This window comes from Arthrobacter sp. H41 (genome assembly GCF_000520535.1).
Taxonomy (GTDB): Bacteria; Actinomycetota; Actinomycetes; order Actinomycetales; family Micrococcaceae; genus Arthrobacter_D.
The window spans coordinates 16,007-17,623 of the sequence record NZ_KI914832.1 but is presented as its reverse complement, the minus strand read 5'-3'; the positions used below and the strand labels follow the sequence as shown (position 1 = coordinate 17,623).

At 64.4% G+C, this 1,617-nt stretch carries 3 protein-coding genes; all 3 read right to left on the bottom strand.

What is annotated here, in order from left to right:
• Positions 1 to 848 (bottom strand): serine dehydratase beta chain (locus Y705_RS21535; RefSeq protein WP_444826195.1); only part of this gene is annotated, 848 nt, incomplete at its 3' end.
• Positions 760 to 1,191: a serine dehydratase beta chain gene (locus Y705_RS23695; protein WP_081738098.1), complete on the bottom strand. Its 432-nt coding sequence runs from the start codon at positions 1,189 to 1,191 to the stop codon at positions 760 to 762. The genes Y705_RS23695 and Y705_RS21535, both read right to left, overlap by 89 nt.
• Positions 1,191 to 1,617, bottom strand: a 427-nt coding sequence (locus Y705_RS21525) for a sarcosine oxidase subunit gamma (protein WP_081738097.1), incomplete at its 5' end; no start/stop codon positions are given. The genes Y705_RS23695 and Y705_RS21525, both read right to left, overlap by 1 nt.

The following is a 1,617-nucleotide window of genomic DNA, read 5'->3' as shown; positions in this document are numbered from 1 at the left end:
GCCGCCGCTCCGTTGGTCGGCGCGGTGACCACTCTGCCCCCGGATGCGTTTTCCTCGTTGACGGCAAGAGCGATCAGGTTTACCCATTCCTGCCAGTACTTAGGGTCGCGGTCCTTGTCTTCCTTCAGCAGGCGATCATGCCAGTCGGGGGCGCGACGACGAACCTTGAGCCCGCCGGGTAGCAGTCCTTCGCGGGTGAGGCTGACCTCTGCACAGCTTTCCATGACCGAGTAGATGTGGAGTAGGCCCTGCCGGATTTCCTCCTCCGTGCGGCTGTCCTTTTCGTTGGTCAGCATCACATCGCTGATACCGAGGGAGGTTCGACGGCAGTGTTCCAGCAGCTTTGCAGCGGTGCGGAACGGTAGCGGAAGCTCCTTTTTTGAGGTTTCGAGTTCCTGTTGGGCGGCGTCCTCCTCACCGTCCCGCACGATGAAACCTCCGCCGACCGAAAAAAAAGTAGCCGTATGGAGGACCTGCTCGGCCGCGCCGTAGACGGTGAATGTCATGCCGTTGGTGTGCCGCGGCAGGATCGTCAGTGGACGCAGGACCATGTCCTTGACCCCGTAGGGCAAGGACACGCTTTGACCAAGCTGCAGGATGCCGGTGCTGGCGATGGTTGCCAGCCGCTCCTCCACCTCCTCGGGCTGGATCAGCTCCGGGTGGAAACCTTCAAGACCGAGAAGGATCGCCGTCATGGTTCCGTGCCCGTGCCCTGTCGCAGCGAGGGACCCGTAAAGGTCGACTCGCAGTGATTCCACATCAGCAAGGATGCCGGAGGCCTTCAGCTCTTCGCTGAACACCGCGGCTGCCCGCATCGGTCCGACGGTGTGCGAGCTCGAAGGTCCTATCCCGATGGAAAAGAGGTCGAAAACTCCTACAGCCATGTTGTAGTTCCTTCGTGTCTTGGTGGAGAAGGCGCACCGCTGAAGCCCATCGCCTCTCTCCGGTCGTGTCCACGGTTTCCGGGTTCAGTCCTTCAAAGCCCGGGACCACTGCCTTGTCCGAGCCGTGGCCCCGCCCGGTGGCACCGAGCGATCCGAACAGCTCAGCCCGAACCCGGGTGGTTGAGCTCAGCAGCCCGCCGCCTTCGGGTCCGTCGGCGAACAGCTTTGCCGCCCGCATCGGGGCCACCGTGTGTGACGACGAGGACCCGATGCCAACGGAAAAGAGATCCAGGACGCCAAGCGCCATCAGGGGACCTTCGGCGAGGCGTACTCGCGCATTGCATCGAGGAGCCACCGGCCCAGGAAGTCCGCGAAGGAGGCGCGGGGGAAGAGCCGGAAGCTTTCCTCCCCGGTCTTCTCAAGGACCACCGGGATGTTGCCCACCTCGGTGTTCAGGGCTGTTCCCGGAGTGAAGCTGCGGGGGTGCAGGTCCAGGGAGCAGCCCTTTTCCAGGACGGCACGGGCCCGGGCGCCGGAGAGTTCGAACGTGGTGCGGTTCGCGGACAGGTCCACCACCTGACCCGGGGCCCCACCGAGGGCTGCGGTGAGGGAACCGATGAAGCTGCCGCCGAGCGAGTCGTGGGTCTCCTCAGGCGCCACCACCAGAAACTCCGACGGCCCTAGCCAAAGGACGCTGACGCCGTCGGCGCCGCCCACCTCACCACAGCGGGCC